Raw genomic sequence first — 17,193 nt, forward strand, 5'->3', positions numbered from 1 at the left:
CTCCCCTTTTTATGGAAAGAAAACATGAATTAAAGTTAGATTAGCATGTTACGTGAAGAATCGTCAAGTTAAGGGAAGGTGCTATTTAACTGGTAAATGTTCTTTTCCGTTTACCTTGTATTGGTCAATTTTTTCGTCTAGATTTGTTAAACGACGAATCGCTTCACTTTCAGTAATTTTTCTATAATGGTGGAAACCACCAGGCTCTTCGTCTTGTTCATCAGCTGAAGCAACAACTTCTTGCAGGGGTTCTCTCTCAATAGAGCTCGTAGGAAGGTACGAATCTGTATGAAGAAGAATGGCTAGTGAAATTTGTTTTGCAGCAACTCTGTCTTCACCAAGGCGAATTAATAACTTGTGTGATCGTTCGGCACCTTTAATAGCATGAATGTCATTTTCTTTATATAATTCATAATCCCATTGGCCATCTTTATACCAAGTATAATGACCTATGTCATGGAGGAAAGCAGCTTTGGTAGCTAAATCAGGAGATACGTTATACGTTTTGCTGAGTTCAAAAGCAATCTCAGCTGTTGCGATTGCATGAGCAAGTCCAGAACGCTTTACGTATTTTTTTGTGATCGGATGTTCGTATATTTCTCGCAAACGTAATCTTTTCATGTTAAGACCTCCTTTTTCGATAATGATGAAGAAACTTTATTGCGGAAAAGGGGGCTTCGATTTTCGTTCAAAGATATATTTTTAAAATTATATGAAATGAAAAAGAGAATGTCAATAATCAGATGCTCAACTTTTATTAAAACATTTGCGTTTTGTCGAAAATTCCTATTGCTTGTAAAATATGATTGGTAAATGTCGAGAAGCGTTGTATAATTTGTTAGAGAAAGCAAAAACCTTTTCTCCAAATAAACGATATTTTATGGATGAACTGGTGGAGTTGAACGTACGATAAATTAAAGACATCTAAAAGTAAAGGCAGGGAATATCATGGGGAAGCGATCATCTTTTTATTTAGCATCAGGCATCGCACTTGCGCTGAGCTTATCAATGGTGACTGAAGTGGGTGCTAATAATGATGAGAGAACGATATCAGAACATGAGAAAAAACAGTCAGTATTGGAGCCGCGTAAATGGCCAGATCGTGTTGAGCGATTAACTTTCGATTCTGGCTACGATTTTGAATACCCTGATGCTGTTCGGGGTGTTTATGTGACAGGGCACTCGGCAGGGGGGGCGCGCTTTGATACATTAGTTGACATGATGGATGAAACGGCTTTGAACTCGATGGTTATTGATATAAAAGATGATTATGGCAATTTAACGTATCGCCCTGAAAATGAGAATTCGCCGTATATGGATATTAGTACAGAGTATATAAAGGATCCGTCAGAAATGATGGAAACACTTGAGGAACATGAAATTTACCCCATCGCTCGTGTTGTTGTTTTTAAAGACAGTGTGCTAGCTGAGAAGAGACCTGACTGGTCATTTCTACAGAATGGTGAAGTTTGGAAAAATGGTAGAGGGGAAGCGTTTGTTAACCCGTTTCTTAAAGAGGTGTGGGACTATAACGTAGACATTGCGAGAAAAGCAGCAGAAATGGGCTTCCAAGAAATACAATTTGATTACGTACGTTTTCCTGAGGGATTTGAAACGCGGGATGAAGACCTTGATTATGAAGTAGGAAACTATAAAGATTCGGCAGGTGACAACATACAGCAACGTGTCGATTCAGTAACTGATTTTGTAGAATATGCGTATGATGAACTTCAGATGTACGATGTCGATGTATCCGTGGATATCTTTGGTTATACAGCGACTCTTCCTGAGGCACCAGGGATCGGGCAAAACTTTACAAGGATTTCCGAACACGTAGATGTTATTTCATCAATGCCTTATCCAAGTCATTGGACTTCTTACTTTGGCATTGATAAACCTGATTTATACCCATATGAAATCATGGATGAATATTTAAAAGTTGAAGGCGAAAAGTTGTCTGAATTAGACGCCCCACCAGTATCTCGCCCGTGGTTACAAGATTTTACTGCATCATATCTTGGACCTGGTAATTATCAGACGTATGGTGTCGATGAAGTAGAAGCACAAATTCAAGCATTGTATGACAATGGTGTTGATGAATTTCTCCTTTGGAATGCAGGTAATAGCTATACAGAAGGTGTCGATTATTTACTTGAATAGAGTTGTTATACAAAATGCGTCTCAGGAAGTCCTGGAGGCGCATTTTGTATTTTGTAAAAAAAATAAGTGTACGTCGCGAATTTTTAAAAGTACAAGAGGAAATCGTTGCTTTTTTATCAAATGTAGCGCTGATGTGAATGGAGGGCCTCAAATGGAAAAAAACGTATCCTTAGTTAAAATAGACCATGTTTATCGAGCGAGTAAAATCACATATAATAGTAGTAGGGATATGCATTCGGTCAGCTTAAAAAGAGGATCTTATAGTCCTTGAAAAAAATTGGAGGTTTCCAACGAGGCATGAGAAAAAATTGGTATGAAAAGTTAAATGACTATTTCCCTGTCGAGGAAATGAAATCCAAAGAGCATATGGACCTTTTACTAAAGGAGAAAAAAGGGACGTACAAAAAGGACGAAGGTCCTCATCATGTGATGATGTACGTGGAAATGGAAGATTTTATATTTATTGATTATCTTTTCGTTTCTACATCAGCACGAGGAAAAGGAATAGGTACGAAGTTGTTAGAGAAGCTAAAGCAAAAGATAAAGCCAATCATTCTCGAGGTAGAGCCGATTGACTATGAAGATAGCGATACAGAAAAAAGACAACGGTTTTATAAGCGAGAAGGTTTTGAGCATGCCAAATCAATCGGATACCGTCGTCGATCATTAGCAACTGGGGAAATTAGTGAATTAGAAATTTTATATTGGTCCCCGAAACAAGAGTCAGAAGAGAGTATTTATGAAAAAATGCGTCATACGTATGAAACGATTCATACGTATAAGGATAAAGAGCTTTATGGAAAATCATACGAAGCTGCTGAAAAAGTATTAAGTTTGGATGAAAGTGCTGAGCACCAACCGACGACGTGATGAAGCTGACCATATCCCTTGCAATAAATTGTGAAACATCAGAAAGGAAGGTGTTTTGCATGAAAGGGAAAGAGAAAAAGCGTAAGAAAAAGCGTGAATTATGGAAAGATTTGTTGAAGCGTCGTTGGCCTGAGTTGGAACCTAGGCCAAGCGGCAGGCCTGTTTCACAACCGAAAACGATTGCGTGATGGTAAAAATGAGGTGGAAATATCAATTCCACCTCATTTTTAAGTTTTAATTTCTATATAGTGGGAACATGATAAAAGACAAGAAAAAACAAATCCAAGATCACAATTGAGAAAAAAACACTTTTTATTGAGAAAACATCTGTATTTTTTGTAATAATTATTGTATAATATCAATTAGAAAATAAGAAAAAACTTTTATAATATAGAGAGATTGATAATGAAGGGAGAATCGGGCGATATGGTTACGTTGTTGACTTCACCAAGTTGTACTTCGTGTCGAAAAGCTAAGGCATGGTTAGAAGAGCACGAAATTGAGTTTGTCGAAAGAAATATTTTTTCAGAACCGCTTTCCGTTGAAGAAGTGAAAGAAGTGGTTCGATTAACTGAAGACGGCACAGATGAGATTATTTCAACCAGATCTAAAGTTTTCCAAGAGTTAGAAGTTGATTTAGATTCAATGTCACTTCAAGAATTATTTAAGCTCATTAGTGAGCATCCTGGTTTATTACGACGTCCAATTATCATGGATGAAAAACGAATTCAAGTTGGTTACAATGATGCTGAAATACGTCGCTTTTTACCTCGTAAAGTACGCACATTTCAACTTCAAGAAGCAGCTGAGCAACTTGTTAATGAATTTTAAAGGGTTTAAAAAAGAGGACTGGTTCCAACATTTCTAATGCCGACCTTTTTGTTGGGCTTAGTGAAATGTTGAACCAGTCTTTTTTAATGTATTGTTGTGTAAATGGTTCGAATTCGGTTTGTGACCCATCCTATACATGTAATCGTAACTACAAGTAGGAATGTTAGTAAGTACTTCACCCATCCTAAATCTTGGAACGTACTTGCAAACATCGGCTCTTCCATAATCATTTTTGCAGCAGTGTAAATTAAAATACTAGCACCAATATAAACGATAAATGGAAAACGTTTCATTAAGAATAAGATAAGCTTACTTCCCCACAAGATAATAGGGATAGAAATGATTAGCCCTAAAACAATAAGCAGGTGATTGCCGTTTGCCGCACCAGCTATGGCTAATACGTTGTCAAACCCCATGACGATATCGGCGATAATGATAGTTTTAATCGCACCAAGGGTCGTTGTGTTCGTAGTAACATTTGTATTCTCTTCGCTAGTAATCATGAGCTGAAAGGCGATCCACAACAAAATGACACCACCTAGAGCCATTAAGAAGGGGATATTTAACAGTAAAACGGCGATAAACGTCATAAAAATTCTTGCAATAATGGCGAGTAGAATACCGAAAAAAATGGCTTTATTTCGTTTTTCTGGGGGAAGGTTTCGGCAAGCAAGTGCAACAACGATTGCATTATCGCCACCTAAAATGATATCTATACCAACGATTGTCAGTAAAGCTAAAAAAAATTCTGAGCTCAATACTTGATTCCTCCTAGGCTATGGAATTAAAATATATGTTAAAATAAATGTAAAGGATCTTCCTTTCTTACTCAGACACTTAACATAAAAGTACAACCCTACAATATATCTATACAAAACGTTGTTCTTTAAGAACTGACCACTTTATAAACTTTTAAAAGATGGGAGTAGAGGTCAATGCTGTAGGATGAATTTGTTGAAAGTAACTGATTAAGAAGGAAGAAAAATGGGTAAATATTAAACAAACACCCGTGGGGAAGTAATTCTCTTCCGCCAAACGATTCTTTACGAAGGGAGAGAGTAAAATGGAAATCGAACGAGTAAACGAATCTACAGTGAAATTTTTTATCACTTACAATGATATAGAAAATCGAGGTTTTGACCGTGATGAGATTTGGTACAATCGTGAACGCGGAGAAGAGCTGTTTTTCGAAATGATGAATGAAGCGAGTGATCGTGAGGAATTTGAGTTGGATGGTCCCTTGTGGGTACAGGTTCATGCCTTAGAAAAAGGGTTGGAAGTTATTGTGACCCGTGGAGAAATGAACGAAGGAAATGTCAAGCTTGAAATCCCAGTAGATAAAGAAAAATATGATGATCCAGTTGACGATAATATCGTTGATATGTTAGATCATCAATTTAACCAAAAAGATAAGAAGAAGAGAAGCTCGAAACCAGAAAAAATGAGTATTGTTCTTTCATTTGATGATTTTGAAGACATTATTTCTTTAAGTCACCGTTTCGAGGAATCCGTTCAAAATCAGCTTTATCACTTCGAAGGTGTTTATTTCTTATATGTAACTTTAGGAGCAGAATATACAGAGGAAGAGCAAGATAATATCATTAGCAGAATGTTAGAGTACGGCGATGAATCCGATACGACAATATATCGTATTGCCGAATACGGAACAGAAATTATTGCCAATGATGCGTTAGCGGTGATTCAAGAGAACTTTGCTCCCATGACGTAAAAAGCCGATTTCAACGTATCGGCTTTTTTTCATGCGTGAATTGTAAAACTGTGTGGGGGATACAAAGTCGTGCAGACTAGTATCTATTGCATAGCTCGGCGATCAAATAGCAAAACGAAAATATATGCTTCTTCATTAAGGAGTCCCCGGTATGAAAAAACAAATTCAAGTTATCGTTTTCATCGCGTTAATTATCGTTTTCTTATATGTAACAAAAGGTTATTGGGAAAATTGGTTAGTCGGTTACTTTAGTATTTTTCTTTCATTAAGTGCTTTCTTTATTGCTATCGTCATTTTCTTGGAGAACCGCCATCCTGCGAAAACGATTACTTGGTTAATTGTACTTGGTGTATTTCCGATTTTTGGATTCTTCTTTTATTTATTGTTTGGCCAAAACCATCGTAAGGAAAAGTCATTCTCAAAGAAAGCGATTTTAGACGAACAAGCATTCAATAAAATTGAAGGGAACCGTGCACTTGATGAAAGCAAGCTAAATGAAATGGCTGGCGGTCAACAAAAGTTGTTTCGTTTAGCACATCATTTGGCGAATAACCCTATCTCTTTTTCCACGCATACGCGTGTGTTGACTGATGGTAAGGAAACTTTTGCTTACATAAAACAAGCACTTGAATCAGCGACAGATCATATTCACCTTGTCTATTATATCGTTCGTGATGATCATCTCGGACAAGAAATCAAAGACATTTTGATCCGTAAAGCGCGTGATGGGGTGAAAGTACGTTTTCTTTACGATTCGGTAGGAAGTTGGAAATTGTCGGACAGCTATGTGCGACAATTGCGTGAAGAGGGCGTTGATATGAAGCCGTTTTCTCCAGTGACGTTTCCGATATTGAACAATAAGATTAATTATAGAAACCACAGAAAAATTGTTGTCGTTGATTCAAATTATGGTTTTATCGGTGGGTTAAATATCGGTGATGAATACTTAGGAAAAAATCGCTATTTTGGTCATTGGCGAGATACGCATTTATTAGTTCAAGGAGAAGCGGTTCGCAGTTTACAACTCATTTTCTTGCGCGATTGGTATTATGCAACAGGAGAGGCAGCGCTAAAGCAAAGTTACTTGTCTCCTAAGCTTCCTGATACGGAGTCTTATGGTGGTGTGCAAATGATTGCAAGCGGGCCTGATACGCGTTGGGAAGTGATTAAAAAGCTGTTTTTCTCAATGATTTCTTCAGCTAAGAAAACGGTATGGATCGCGTCACCGTATTTTATTCCTGACGAGGATATTTTAAGTGCTTTAAAAATTGCTGCTCTTAGTGGCGTTGATGTAAGGCTTCTTATGCCGAGTCGTCCTGATAAACGAACCGTTTTCTATGCGTCGCGTTCTTACTTTCCGGAATTATTAGAAGCAGGTGTGAAAATTTACGAGTACAATCGTGGCTTTATGCACAGTAAATTGATCATCGTTGATCAAGAAATTGCCTCGATCGGTACGGCAAATATGGATATGCGTAGTTTTCATCTAAACTTTGAGGCAAATGCCTTCTTGTACAAAACGAGAAGTGTGAATACACTTGTTAGTGACTTTATTTATGACATGGAACATTCTACGATTATTCGTTATGAAGCTTTTAAAAAACGTTCTTTTTTGTCTAAATTATTAGAATCAACGTCAAGGTTATTGTCACCATTGCTATAGAAAGGAAAGCCTCTTCACGAGAGGTTTCCTTTTCCTTGGTCAATGTGAAGTGTTTAACAAAATTGAGGAGGGATGAAATGGATATCGCGCTAGATGAAAACGGAAAAAGTGTTTCATTATCTGTTGCAATAACAAGAGAACAATGGCAAAGAATTCGACATGAACAGTCGTTTTATTGTCCAATATGTAAGGAAAAAGTATTGTTAAAGTTAGGGCTTGAAAAGAAATGGCATTTTGCTCACCGTACAGATAGTCAATGTGTAAATGGATCTCCTCTAGAATCAAAAGAGCACCAAAATGCAAAACAACTTCTTTATGAATGGTTAAGCCGTTACCACAACTACGTTGAACAAGAAGCTCAAGTCCCTTCTTTGCCACTTCGCCCTGATGTGTTTTTTCAACGGTTTAATCAATACTACAGCTTTGAAATCCAGCGTTCAGCCATTGACCCCATTGATTTTTATTCCAGGCATGTAACTTATCTCAATAACGACATTCAACCACTTTGGTTAGGTTGCAAAAGTCAACTCCGCCGTAAATCAGAATGCGAATTCCACTTTTCTTCACTCGATTGGTTACTCTTACAGACTTCACTCACTTCTTTTCCACAGCAAGCGATCGGTTATATCGATGTACAAAACAAAGCTATCATCCAACTTTCTTATCCCATACCATTAGCACCCAATAATATTTACGCTCAACCAAAAGTACTACATTTGAATGAACATCCATTTCAAGAAAAGCTTTTTCTACCAAGTGACGATTATCATTGGAACAAAATATGTGACCATTGGAAAAAACAACGCCACAAATGGCGAACACAAACGTATCGGCAACTTTCACGGGCGGAATCTTATATGAATGAAGTTTATCGTTCATTTTTAATGAACCTCAATTATTTTCCGTCACTATGTTGTTTTCCAATCCCTTCATCGATTGTGATTCGAACACCTCCGCCATTATGGCAAAGTTGGATTGTCTTCAAATTTTTATCCAAGTATCGCCTTCATCAAGTTTTTACGCTTGATATCCTCATTGAACAATTTCTCCACTGTGTAAAACGAAACATTTTTGATATTCGTCCTTCATTATTTGAGACACCTCATGAATCACTCATCCGTCCATTTAACGATTACTTATATTGTTTAGAACATGTAGGATTTCTTGAACAAGTGCGACCAGGTCAATATGTACGAAGAAAGAAAATATCAATTTGTAGTGATTTGGAGGAATTAGTAAAGGAAGACGAAAAAGTTCATAATATCTATAGCAGAGAAGCATTTGCCAAAATAATGTTTCGCGTGTCAAACTAAAGTGTTAGAGAAAAGGATTTTTTTCCTTGATCTCGAATCAATGAAAAGATAGCTTATCTTGCTAAGCTGTCGGATATATTTTTGGAGGTGTATCAAAGATGGCAGATACAAAAAAGTCGTTACCTAAGCGTGAAGAGGTTCCACATGAGCGAAAATGGGATTTAGAAGATATTTTTGCAACGGATGATGATTGGGAACAGGCGTTTCAAGAAGTAAAGGAAATGATTCCAAAATTAAAAGAATTTAAAGGACGCCTATCAGAATCGGCAGATGTTTTATATGAAGCATTGACGTATCAAGATGAAGTATCAAAAAAGTTAGGGAAAGTATTTAATTACGCCCATATGCGGTATGATCAAGATACAACGAATTCTTTTTATCAAGGTTTAGAAGACAGAGCGTCCAATTTGATCTCCCAAGTTCAAAGTGCCTCTTCTTATGTCACGCCGGAAATATTATCAATACCTCAGGAGACAATCGATCAATTTTTAAATGAAAACCAAGAGTTAAAGTTATATGAACATATCTTAGATCAATTAAATAAACAACGCCCGCACGTTTTAAGTGAAAAAGAGGAGTCCTTGTTAGCACAAGCAAGTGAAGTGACAAGTGCACCGTCCAACACGTTTGGTATGTTAAATAACGCAGACATGAAGTTTCCGACCATCAAAGACGAAGATGGAGAGGAAGTAGAAGTGACACATGGACGCCTTCTTCAGTTTTTACAAAGTGATGACCGTCGCGTACGTCATGATGCATTTAAAGCTGTATACGATACGTATGGTCGCTTTAAAAATACGTTTGCAAGCACACTGAACGGAAACGTAAAGAATAATATTTTTAATGCCAATATACGTGATTATGAGTCGGCTCGTGAAGCGGCATTAAGTGATAATCATATTCCGGAAGTGGTATATGACCAACTCGTAGAAACGGTAAATGACAATCTTCATTTATTACATCGCTATGTGAATATTCGTAAGCGTGCACTCAAGCTCGATGACATTCATATGTATGATTTATATACGCCGATTGTAAAAGACGTAGATATGGAAATCTCTTATGAAAAAGCGCAAGAACTTGTTTTGAACGGCGTTGAACCACTTGGAGAAGAGTATGTGAATGCTGTTAAAGAAGGATTTGAAAATCGCTGGGTTGACGTTGAAGAGAATGTTGGAAAAAGAAGTGGGGCATATTCTTCAGGTACGTACGGTACAAAACCTTATATTTTGATGAATTGGCAAGATAATGTAAATAACTTATTTACGTTGGCACACGAGTTTGGACACTCGTTACACAGTTATTACACGCACAAACATCAACCGTTTCCGTATGCGAACTACTCAATTTTTGTTGCTGAAGTTGCCTCGACATGTAACGAAGCTTTGTTAGGTCACTATATGCAAAATGTAACTGAAGATAAAAAAGAGAAGTTATACTTATTGAATCATTTTCTAGAAGGATTTCGTGGGACGGTCTTTCGTCAAACGATGTTTGCTGAATTTGAACAAATCATTCATGAAAGAGCAGCTAATGGAGAGCCGCTTACGCCAGATCTTTTAACAAGTATTTATTACGATTTAAATAAAAAATATTTCGGTAGTGAAATGACCGTAGATGAAGAAATTGGCTTAGAGTGGGCGAGAATCCCTCATTTTTATATGAACTTCTACGTTTATCAGTACGCAACAGGCTACAGTGCGGCAACGGCATTATCAAGCCAGATTTTAGATGAGGGTGAACCTGCTGTAGAGAGGTATCTTGACTTCTTAAAAGCAGGGAGCTCAGATTATCCAATTGAAGTCTTGAAGCGAGCAGGCGTAGATATGACATCGAAAGAGCCGATTCAAGAAGCATTTACAGTGTTTGAACAAACATTAGACGAAATGGAGAAACTTTTGTTTGAGGAATAAAAGTATAATATAAAATGTAGAGGTCAGCCGTGATGGTTGCTCGTTTTGCAACTGTCGGCTGACCTCAATTTCTAGTTCACTGAGTTTTGATTAAAACCCTCTAAATTGATGACGGCGATTCCATCGGTAAACGAGATATAAGATGCTTAATAATAATGCTGGTGCAGCAACCCAAAGGGGGAAAATACGCAATAGCCCTAGGAGTAATCCGTAAAAGCTGAGTAATACAGCAATTAAAGCAATAATGATTGAAATTGAGGAACCCATCTAGCACACCTCACCCGTAACCTATATTACTTCATATATATGATGACAAGTTTAAAAATAGACGAGCAATAGTTTGGCATTTTTGTGAATAATTTCACGAATGTATTGTCTCCGTATATTGAGTTTGCTATAGTAAGAATTGTGAAAGGAAGCACATAACTCCCCCTAAAGTTTATGTGATGTCGCAACCTCCTATAATGTGTAGGCATATCCCTTTCATGCTACCAAACCTTGACAATGTTCCAAATGAAAGAAAAGCTAGGTCAACCCCTCCTAGCTTTTTCTTTCGTTTAGGCTGTTTTCTAAAAGATTGTTGCTTCTTAAAGAATTCGTTCGTACTCGAATTGGCTACAGGTCGGTCGTGGTTGCGATCGCGGACATACTGTCCGGATCCTCAGCGAACGACAAGGTGAACGTGACCGCATTTATCCAACCTAGATTCGACACTTTCGCTTCTCCGAGTTTATCAAGAACAACAACGTTCAAGAAAAGACCTTCGTTTACAAGACGACCCCTACCAACACGGTATACCTACCTAAAAAAACACCTCTATCAGAGGTGCTTCATTCCTTCTTTCATTCTACTTTACTCTTGGCCAATATAATACCATAGTTTACTAAAACGATGAGGAATTGCTTCAACCTTTTGCTTTAGCTGCAGCTTTTTCATTTCTTTTTCGACGGTTTCATAAGACCAATCATAAACGACGGAAATCTCTTTCGTCGCCACACAACGATAAAAAGATAAAAACTGTTCCAATGGCATTTGTGGGCATTTTTCAGGTGTTTCCCCTAGCATATCAGTTAAGACATTTTCATAAACTTCGTAATCGTAGTCACCAGGTACCTTCAACCCAGGCTCTTCCACATTATCATTAAAAAATAGAAGGGTTGGAAAAGATTGCACATCCATTTCTTGCATCGTTTTTAAGTCAGCATGGTAAGCTTTTTCTGCTGTTTCCGAGTAAAGGTCTTTTTCGAATTCTTGACGGTCCATTCCCTCCACATGATCTGAGCATTGAATTAATACGTCTTCTTCAGCGATATTTTTCTTGTGTAAAAATAATGCTTCTCGTAATTGACGCATATATTTAACGCCAATGACCTTCCCTTGCAATTCGGCAGCCTTTAGAGCAATAAAAACCTTTTTAGGTGTAGAAATAGGATTTTCTTTCCATACGTTACCATCGCAAGGCATGCCTGTTCTGCAAGCAGTATCATCCCATTGTTTAGCTCTTTCGACAAGGTGGCGTATCGAAGTTTCTTTCACAGATGGATTCATTGAGCGTAATTGGTTACCGAGAAAATAACGAAGCTGGAAATAAGGAGAATAGTCCATTTGCAGCTTTTTTACTATTGGTTCAAACGCCCACGATTCAGGACAAAGCGGATCGATGAACAAATATATTTCTAAAGGTTTATTTTCGTGACTTTGAACATAGAACGAAGCAGGCTCTTGAGGACAACATAAACCTGTGTCGTCTTCGCAGAAAAAAGTGTCGTTGTTCGTAGGCATGGACTTATCTCTCCTTTCCGTTAAGAGGGTTCCGAGCTATTCACCATATGATTGGCGGTAAATTGTAGTCGCTCGATCATTTCCGTTCGTAACGGTTCACCGATAGGTTCTTCATCAATGGCACGTATCATGCATTCAATCCAACGTTTGGCACGTGTTGGGGTGATTTGAAAAGGCATATGTCGAGCACGTAACATCGGGTGACCATGTTCTTGGCTATATAATGGAGGGCCACCGAAAAATTGCGTCAAAAATTGCTTTTGTTTTCTTGCAGTTTCAGTTAAGTCGTCTGGGAAAATCGGAGCTAATTCAGGATGATTTGAAACGTAATGATAAAAACGATCAACAATACTTGAAAGTTGATTTTCACCAATACGTTCATAAATGGATTGTTCCGAAGTCATTTTTAACAAACCCCTTAGGCAATCATAATTACAGAGTCATTGTAGCAATCATAGATGTTTGACTCAAATAATATGATCAAATCGTAATTATTGTAATGCTTGTTTCCGCAAATAGAAGCGTTCAATTTTGTTTGGTGTTTTCCGTTTTGGAATGTTGTATTCTTCAAGTAATGTAGTGATGAATTTTTGTGCTTTTTCTTCTTCGTCTGCTTCGAATTCTACTTCATAGTCTGTCGTGTCTAAATAGTCACTTTTATCGAGAACGATTAACCCTTCTGGTTGTTTTTTCTCTAAGCGTTCGGTCGTGAGTGATCCTAAAGGAGAAATCTTTCCTTTAAAACCGTCAATTAGTTGCTCGATTTGTTTATGTACGGAGCCTAGTGGCATGGCTCCATTTGTTAATAATTCTTCAAACTGATCTTTTGATATTTTATCGTGTGTCTCCAACAAACCAACTTCATTTGGTTGTTTTAATGTCAGGACGTAGTCACCGTTCTTTTGGCGAACACGTAGGGCACTCGATTTTTCTTTTAACTGAAAGGTTTCTGTATCAAAATAGTAATTTGTTTGTTTAACAGGGGTTTCCTGATTTGAAAAAAACGATTCTCTTAACTGTTCATACTCTGTTTTTTCTAATAAATTTTTAACTTCAATTTCAATTTCTTGTGTCATGAAAACACTCCTACGTTCCAGTCTCAATTACCGACTATATTATTCCATAGCTATAGAGTTATTGCAATTTTTTAGTGTCTCCATTATCGAGTAGAACTTTTTTATGATAAACTGATGATGGAGGTAAGTTGATTTAGAATGGAGGAGTACACGTGACAAAAATGTGGGAAGTATCACATATCACACACAATAAACAAGGGTGGATTGCTGAAGTCAATGCCAATGAGAGTATTGAAGAATTGGAGGCATACCATCCGGCAGAAAGAATATTAACTGATTCAAAACGCTGTTCTTTTATCTATGTGATGGAAGATGAAGAACAATTCAATTATCTTTTATTCCCGATAAACACATGGGAAACGATACAAAATGGGATAGAAGAAAAAGAACCGATGTATTTGAAATGGGTGTCAAATTCAAACGAAGAGAAAGTAGTGAAACTCGGACAATTTTGGGAAGAACTAGATTACCTTCTCGAAAACATTCGTGGGAATGGCAACTATGGGAATGAAATGGTAGAAGCTGTAGAGCGAGTGTTTTTTGCTCATCATCATGAATAAATGATTTCCGAGCTGGGGGCGTTTTCACATGTATGATTGGGATGAATTACTATCTCCTTACAAACAAGCGGTTGATGAATTGAAAATAAAACTACGATCGATTCGTGAACAATATGAGCGAACCTCGAAACATACACCGATAGAGTTTGTGACTGGGCGTGTCAAACCGGTTACGAGTATTTTAGACAAAGCGAAACGAAAAAATATCCCACTTGAGGAAATAGATGAAAAAATGCAAGACCTCGCTGGTGTTCGCATTATGTGTCAGTTTGTAGGTGATATTGATACGGTTGTGGACTTGATCCGTATGCGAACGGATTTTGAGATCGTTGAGGAAAGAGATTACATAAAAAATAAAAAAAACAGTGGCTACCGGTCTTACCATATGGTGTTACGCTACCCGGTTCAGACCATTTCTGGTGAGATACAATTGCTCGTCGAATTACAAATCCGCACGTTAGCGATGAATTTTTGGGCAACGATCGAACATTCTTTACAGTATAAATATCGTGGTGAAATTCCAAGCAATATTGAAAAGCGGTTGCAGCGAGCTGCGGAAGCGGCATTTCGTCTTGATGAAGAAATGTCTCAAATCCGTGGTGAAGTTCAAGAAGCACAGGAGATTATTACGAGAAATAGAGAGCAAGAAAAAGATCGCAATCGTGTAACGAGCGAAAGGAAAGAATGGCGATGAAATTTACGGTTACGTCCCGCGGAGATGAAACTTCAAACGCTTTATCTCAAAAGATTAAAACGTACTTAAACGAATTTAATATGACGTATGATCCTGATGAACCGAGCATGGTGATTTCGATTGGCGGTGATGGTACGTTATTGGAAGCATTTCATGACTATTCTCACCGTTTAGATCAGACGGCATTTGTAGGTGTGCATACAGGACATCTTGGCTTCTATGCTGATTGGAAACCAGAAGAGGTGGAGAAACTCGTTATTCACATCGCGAAGACACCCTTTAAAGTTGTTGAGTATCCTTTACTTGAAGTGATCGTTCGATACTATCAACAAAAAACCTCTAAACGTTATTTGGCCTTAAATGAATCGACTGTGAAAAGTGTAGAAGGGTCATTAGTCATGGATATTGAGATTAAAGGTGACCGTTTTGAAACGTTTCGAGGAGATGGGTTGTGTATGTCTACGCCTTCAGGAAGTACAGCTTATAATAAAGCACTAGGGGGGGCGATCCTCCATCCGTCTTTAGCTTCGATCCAACTTTCCGAGATGGCGTCAATTAACAATCGTGTTTATCGTACGGTTGGATCACCACTCGTCTTACCACAACATCATACGTGTATGCTAAAGCCTCAACATCATATTGACTTTCGTTTGACGGTTGATCACCATACCTTTGTTGAGCGCGATGTAAAATCTATTCAATTTCGAGTCGCAGAGGAAAATATTCGATTTGCTCGCTTCCGCCCGTTCCCATTTTGGAAACGAGTGAAAGAGTCGTTTATTGGGGATGAGAGGTGAGAAGGTGTATGAACCTAGTGTCCTTTCAGTGGATTGTTCCAAAAGAATGGGAAGGTGCGTTTTTGCGAGAATTTTTACGAGAGGATAAACAAATATCACGTAAATTATTAAAGGAAATTAAGTTTCAAGGACACCTTTCATTAAATGATCAATCTGTAACGGTAAAGTCAGTAATCAAAGAAGGCGACTGTGTCTGTGTAAGATTGCCTGTAGAACAAGTAAGTGAGGTGCTAAAGCCTCTGCAATATGAACTTGATATTATATATGAAGATAAGCATATATTGATCATAAATAAACCGCCTTATTTACCGACGATTCCTTCGCGCGAAGATTCAGACTATTCATTAGCGAATGCTGTCGTGAATTATTACGAAAAACAAAGGATTCCAGGCACATTTCATGCTGTCAATCGTCTTGATCGAAATACTTCGGGACTGGTTCTCATTGCAAAGCACCGTTATGCACATGACCTTTTCGTAAAGCAGTTAAAACATACTTTGCAAAGAACTTATTTGGCAGTTGTACACGGTCGTCTTACACCACCATCTGGTACGGTTCGTGCGCCAATAGCGCGGAAAACAACGAGCATCATTGAACGTATGGTCTCACCTGATGGAAAAGATGCGATAACTCACTATCATACGTTAGACGCAAGTGACAAAGCGACACTCGTCGATGTTCAACTTGAAACTGGTCGCACACACCAAATCCGTGTTCACTTTCATTACTTAGGGCATTCCCTTGTTGGGGATGACTTATATGGAGGAGAGACTTCAAAATTTCCTCGACAAGCTTTGCATGCAAAAAGGGTGACGTTTGTTCACCCTTTCACTAGCGAGGAAATGATGTTTGAGGCACCCATTTCTGATGATATGGCTACTCTCATTCGTGAGCAAATTGATGACCGTTCTCTTCTTAATGATTGTTAAACGTTCGGAAACGGTCATCTTGGTAAGGTTGTTTTGATGAAACATCGACGATTTTATGTTCTGGCCAACAAAAGGCGGTCAATTTTCCACCGAAAACACAACCAGTGTCAATGTTCAATGTATTATTGATCCCACGAACTTGTTTGACGGGTGTATGACCATATACAATAAGCGGTTTTGATCGAACATTTGCAGCCCAATCACGACGTACAGGTCTTCCGTCCTCATGTTTTTCTCCAGTGATGTCACCATATAAAACAAAAGTCTTTACTTTTTTGTCTGTTCGTCCAATATCAACTGGGCGAACGCCTGCATGAGCAACAACGAGTTTCCTGTCGTCTAATACGTGATAAAGGGGAGATTGCTCGTATAAGTCGCAAAATAATTTTTTTATTTGAGATTGACGTTGATCATTTAAATCTTTCCATTCAGCAACGGTCGTTTCGAGGCCGTTGTTTATTTTTACGTTACGGCCGATGAAGTATCGGTATAGTTTGTCACAGTGGTTGCCAGGGCAATAAAGGCCATTTTTTGTATTAATGATCGCTCCTACTGCTTCAATGACGGGAATTGATGCAGGGCCCCGGTCTGTCAAGTCTCCGAGGAAAACAAGTTGTCGCCCATCTGGGTGAGTATAATGGTTTTCTTTTCGTTTGTAACCTAAACGTTGGAATAATTCAATCATTTCCTCGTAACACCCATGAATATCTCCGATAATATCGTACATGACTCGTTCACCACTTTCCTTTTCATTTTATAAATATCTTTTTCAATGTCTTTTATCGACAATGGCGCTTAGTGAATTTAGCGAAAACTCAAAATTGTCTATTTCTCATTGACACCACCTTCAAGTTTCGATACGATGAACGTCGCTAT

At 38.0% G+C, this 17,193-nt stretch carries 19 protein-coding genes; 12 read left to right on the plus strand and 7 right to left on the minus strand.

The window, feature by feature from the left end; genetic code table 11:
• Positions 1-81: 81 nt before the first annotated feature.
• The gene (locus tag HNQ41_RS14940) at positions 82-621 is read right to left on the minus strand and encodes an HD domain-containing protein (protein ID WP_184665240.1); all 540 of its coding nucleotides are present in this window, start codon (positions 619-621) and stop codon (positions 82-84) included.
• 327 nt (positions 622-948) lie between these two features.
• Between HNQ41_RS14940 and HNQ41_RS14945 the strand changes: the two genes are divergently transcribed.
• The 4 genes from HNQ41_RS14945 to spxA all read left to right on the plus strand — a co-directional run bounded on the left by HNQ41_RS14945 (position 949) and on the right by spxA (position 3,861).
• The gene (locus HNQ41_RS14945) at positions 949-2,160 is read left to right on the plus strand and encodes a putative glycoside hydrolase (RefSeq protein ID WP_184665241.1); all 1,212 of its coding nucleotides are present in this window, start codon (positions 949-951) and stop codon (positions 2,158-2,160) included.
• A gap of 297 nt (positions 2,161-2,457) precedes the next feature.
• Positions 2,458-3,030, plus strand: a complete 573-nt coding sequence (locus HNQ41_RS14950; RefSeq protein ID WP_184665242.1) for a GNAT family N-acetyltransferase — start codon at positions 2,458-2,460, stop codon at positions 3,028-3,030.
• Between the two features lie 59 nt (positions 3,031-3,089).
• Entirely contained in the window at positions 3,090-3,218 is a 129-nt protein-coding gene (locus HNQ41_RS16840) for a hypothetical protein (protein WP_281394035.1), read from the plus strand.
• A gap of 238 nt (positions 3,219-3,456) precedes the next feature.
• Complete coding sequence (gene spxA / locus HNQ41_RS14955) at positions 3,457-3,861, plus strand: transcriptional regulator SpxA (protein ID WP_184665243.1); 405 nt, start codon at positions 3,457-3,459, stop codon at positions 3,859-3,861.
• Between the two features lie 83 nt (positions 3,862-3,944).
• Here spxA and HNQ41_RS14960 read toward each other — a convergent pair whose 3' ends face one another.
• Positions 3,945-4,619 (minus strand): TerC family protein, encoded by a 675-nt coding sequence (locus tag HNQ41_RS14960; protein ID WP_184665244.1) that lies wholly within the window; start codon positions 4,617-4,619, stop codon positions 3,945-3,947.
• Positions 4,620-4,924: 305 nt separating this feature from the next.
• Here HNQ41_RS14960 and mecA point away from each other — a divergent pair, with 305 nt between their 5' ends.
• The 4 genes from mecA (at position 4,925) to pepF (ending at position 10,479) form a co-directional block, all read left to right on the plus strand.
• On the plus strand, positions 4,925-5,590 hold the full coding sequence (gene mecA / locus HNQ41_RS14965) for an adaptor protein MecA (protein ID WP_184665245.1): 666 nt from the start codon (positions 4,925-4,927) through the stop codon (positions 5,588-5,590).
• A gap of 151 nt (positions 5,591-5,741) precedes the next feature.
• The gene (cls, locus tag HNQ41_RS14970; RefSeq protein ID WP_184665246.1) at positions 5,742-7,253 is read left to right on the plus strand and encodes a cardiolipin synthase; all 1,512 of its coding nucleotides are present in this window, start codon (positions 5,742-5,744) and stop codon (positions 7,251-7,253) included.
• A 77-nt stretch (positions 7,254-7,330) separates the two neighbouring features.
• Positions 7,331-8,566 carry a competence protein CoiA gene (locus tag HNQ41_RS14975; protein ID WP_184665247.1) on the plus strand — a complete coding sequence of 412 codons (1,236 nt, stop codon included), beginning with the start codon at positions 7,331-7,333 and terminating at the stop codon, positions 8,564-8,566.
• A 98-nt stretch (positions 8,567-8,664) separates the two neighbouring features.
• Positions 8,665-10,479 (plus strand): oligoendopeptidase F, encoded by a 1,815-nt coding sequence (gene pepF, locus HNQ41_RS14980; RefSeq protein WP_184665248.1) that lies wholly within the window; start codon positions 8,665-8,667, stop codon positions 10,477-10,479.
• Between the two features lie 90 nt (positions 10,480-10,569).
• On the opposite strand, the gene HNQ41_RS14985 is transcribed toward pepF, so the two are convergent.
• The 4 genes from HNQ41_RS14985 to HNQ41_RS15000 form a co-directional block, all read right to left on the minus strand.
• The gene (locus HNQ41_RS14985; RefSeq protein ID WP_184665249.1) at positions 10,570-10,746 is read right to left on the minus strand and encodes a hypothetical protein; all 177 of its coding nucleotides are present in this window, start codon (positions 10,744-10,746) and stop codon (positions 10,570-10,572) included.
• Positions 10,747-11,331: 585 nt separating this feature from the next.
• Positions 11,332-12,261 carry a ClpXP adapter SpxH family protein gene (locus tag HNQ41_RS14990; protein WP_184665250.1) on the minus strand — a complete coding sequence of 310 codons (930 nt, stop codon included), beginning with the start codon at positions 12,259-12,261 and terminating at the stop codon, positions 11,332-11,334.
• Between the two features lie 20 nt (positions 12,262-12,281).
• Positions 12,282-12,665: a globin domain-containing protein gene (locus HNQ41_RS14995; RefSeq protein ID WP_184665251.1), complete on the minus strand. Its 384-nt coding sequence runs from the start codon at positions 12,663-12,665 to the stop codon at positions 12,282-12,284.
• A gap of 87 nt (positions 12,666-12,752) precedes the next feature.
• Positions 12,753-13,337, minus strand: a complete 585-nt coding sequence (locus HNQ41_RS15000) for a CYTH domain-containing protein (protein ID WP_184665252.1) — start codon at positions 13,335-13,337, stop codon at positions 12,753-12,755.
• A 161-nt stretch (positions 13,338-13,498) separates the two neighbouring features.
• Here HNQ41_RS15000 and HNQ41_RS15005 point away from each other — a divergent pair, with 161 nt between their 5' ends.
• From HNQ41_RS15005 to HNQ41_RS15020, 4 genes are read left to right on the plus strand one after another with little or no spacing between them, the layout of a single operon-like run.
• Complete coding sequence (locus HNQ41_RS15005) at positions 13,499-13,897, plus strand: UPF0738 family protein (protein ID WP_246421731.1); 399 nt, start codon at positions 13,499-13,501, stop codon at positions 13,895-13,897.
• A gap of 28 nt (positions 13,898-13,925) precedes the next feature.
• A complete protein-coding gene (gene yjbM, locus HNQ41_RS15010; protein WP_184665254.1) occupies positions 13,926-14,591 on the plus strand; it encodes a GTP diphosphokinase in 666 nt (221 codons plus the stop codon).
• On the plus strand, positions 14,588-15,388 hold the full coding sequence (locus tag HNQ41_RS15015; RefSeq protein WP_184665255.1) for an NAD kinase: 801 nt from the start codon (positions 14,588-14,590) through the stop codon (positions 15,386-15,388). The genes yjbM and HNQ41_RS15015 overlap by 4 nt, the downstream gene beginning before the upstream one ends.
• 8 nt (positions 15,389-15,396) lie before the next feature.
• Positions 15,397-16,317, plus strand: a complete 921-nt coding sequence (locus HNQ41_RS15020) for an RluA family pseudouridine synthase (RefSeq protein ID WP_184665256.1) — start codon at positions 15,397-15,399, stop codon at positions 16,315-16,317.
• On the opposite strand, the gene prpE is transcribed toward HNQ41_RS15020, so the two are convergent.
• On the minus strand, positions 16,304-17,044 hold the full coding sequence (gene prpE / locus HNQ41_RS15025; RefSeq protein ID WP_184665257.1) for a bis(5'-nucleosyl)-tetraphosphatase PrpE: 741 nt from the start codon (positions 17,042-17,044) through the stop codon (positions 16,304-16,306). The genes HNQ41_RS15020 and prpE overlap by 14 nt on opposite strands.
• Positions 17,045-17,193 lie beyond the last annotated feature (149 nt).

The organism is Texcoconibacillus texcoconensis, from assembly GCF_014202575.1.
In the GTDB taxonomy this organism is placed as follows: Bacteria; Bacillota; Bacilli; order Bacillales; family Salisediminibacteriaceae; genus Texcoconibacillus; species Texcoconibacillus texcoconensis.

Excerpts from the sequence above, each read along its gene's own strand:
- HNQ41_RS14940 (WP_184665240.1), bottom strand. The coding sequence starts at position 621 with ATGAAAAGATTACGTTTGCGAGAAATATACGAACATCCGATCACAAAA.
- HNQ41_RS14945 (WP_184665241.1), top strand. The coding sequence starts at position 949 with ATGGGGAAGCGATCATCTTTTTATTTAGCATCAGGCATCGCACTTGCG.
- HNQ41_RS14950 (WP_184665242.1), top strand. The coding sequence starts at position 2,458 with ATGAGAAAAAATTGGTATGAAAAGTTAAATGACTATTTCCCTGTCGAG.
- HNQ41_RS16840 (WP_281394035.1), top strand. The coding sequence starts at position 3,090 with ATGAAAGGGAAAGAGAAAAAGCGTAAGAAAAAGCGTGAATTATGGAAA.
- spxA (WP_184665243.1), top strand. The coding sequence starts at position 3,457 with ATGGTTACGTTGTTGACTTCACCAAGTTGTACTTCGTGTCGAAAAGCT.
- mecA (WP_184665245.1), top strand. The coding sequence starts at position 4,925 with ATGGAAATCGAACGAGTAAACGAATCTACAGTGAAATTTTTTATCACT.
- cls (WP_184665246.1), top strand. The coding sequence starts at position 5,742 with ATGAAAAAACAAATTCAAGTTATCGTTTTCATCGCGTTAATTATCGTT.
- HNQ41_RS14975 (WP_184665247.1), top strand. The coding sequence starts at position 7,331 with ATGGATATCGCGCTAGATGAAAACGGAAAAAGTGTTTCATTATCTGTT.
- pepF (WP_184665248.1), top strand. The coding sequence starts at position 8,665 with ATGGCAGATACAAAAAAGTCGTTACCTAAGCGTGAAGAGGTTCCACAT.
- HNQ41_RS14985 (WP_184665249.1), bottom strand. The coding sequence starts at position 10,746 with ATGGGTTCCTCAATTTCAATCATTATTGCTTTAATTGCTGTATTACTC.
- HNQ41_RS14990 (WP_184665250.1), bottom strand. The coding sequence starts at position 12,261 with ATGCCTACGAACAACGACACTTTTTTCTGCGAAGACGACACAGGTTTA.
- HNQ41_RS14995 (WP_184665251.1), bottom strand. The coding sequence starts at position 12,665 with ATGACTTCGGAACAATCCATTTATGAACGTATTGGTGAAAATCAACTT.
- HNQ41_RS15000 (WP_184665252.1), bottom strand. The coding sequence starts at position 13,337 with ATGACACAAGAAATTGAAATTGAAGTTAAAAATTTATTAGAAAAAACA.
- HNQ41_RS15005 (WP_246421731.1), top strand. The coding sequence starts at position 13,499 with ATGTGGGAAGTATCACATATCACACACAATAAACAAGGGTGGATTGCT.
- yjbM (WP_184665254.1), top strand. The coding sequence starts at position 13,926 with ATGTATGATTGGGATGAATTACTATCTCCTTACAAACAAGCGGTTGAT.
- HNQ41_RS15015 (WP_184665255.1), top strand. The coding sequence starts at position 14,588 with ATGAAATTTACGGTTACGTCCCGCGGAGATGAAACTTCAAACGCTTTA.
- HNQ41_RS15020 (WP_184665256.1), top strand. The coding sequence starts at position 15,397 with ATGAACCTAGTGTCCTTTCAGTGGATTGTTCCAAAAGAATGGGAAGGT.
- prpE (WP_184665257.1), bottom strand. The coding sequence starts at position 17,044 with ATGTACGATATTATCGGAGATATTCATGGGTGTTACGAGGAAATGATT.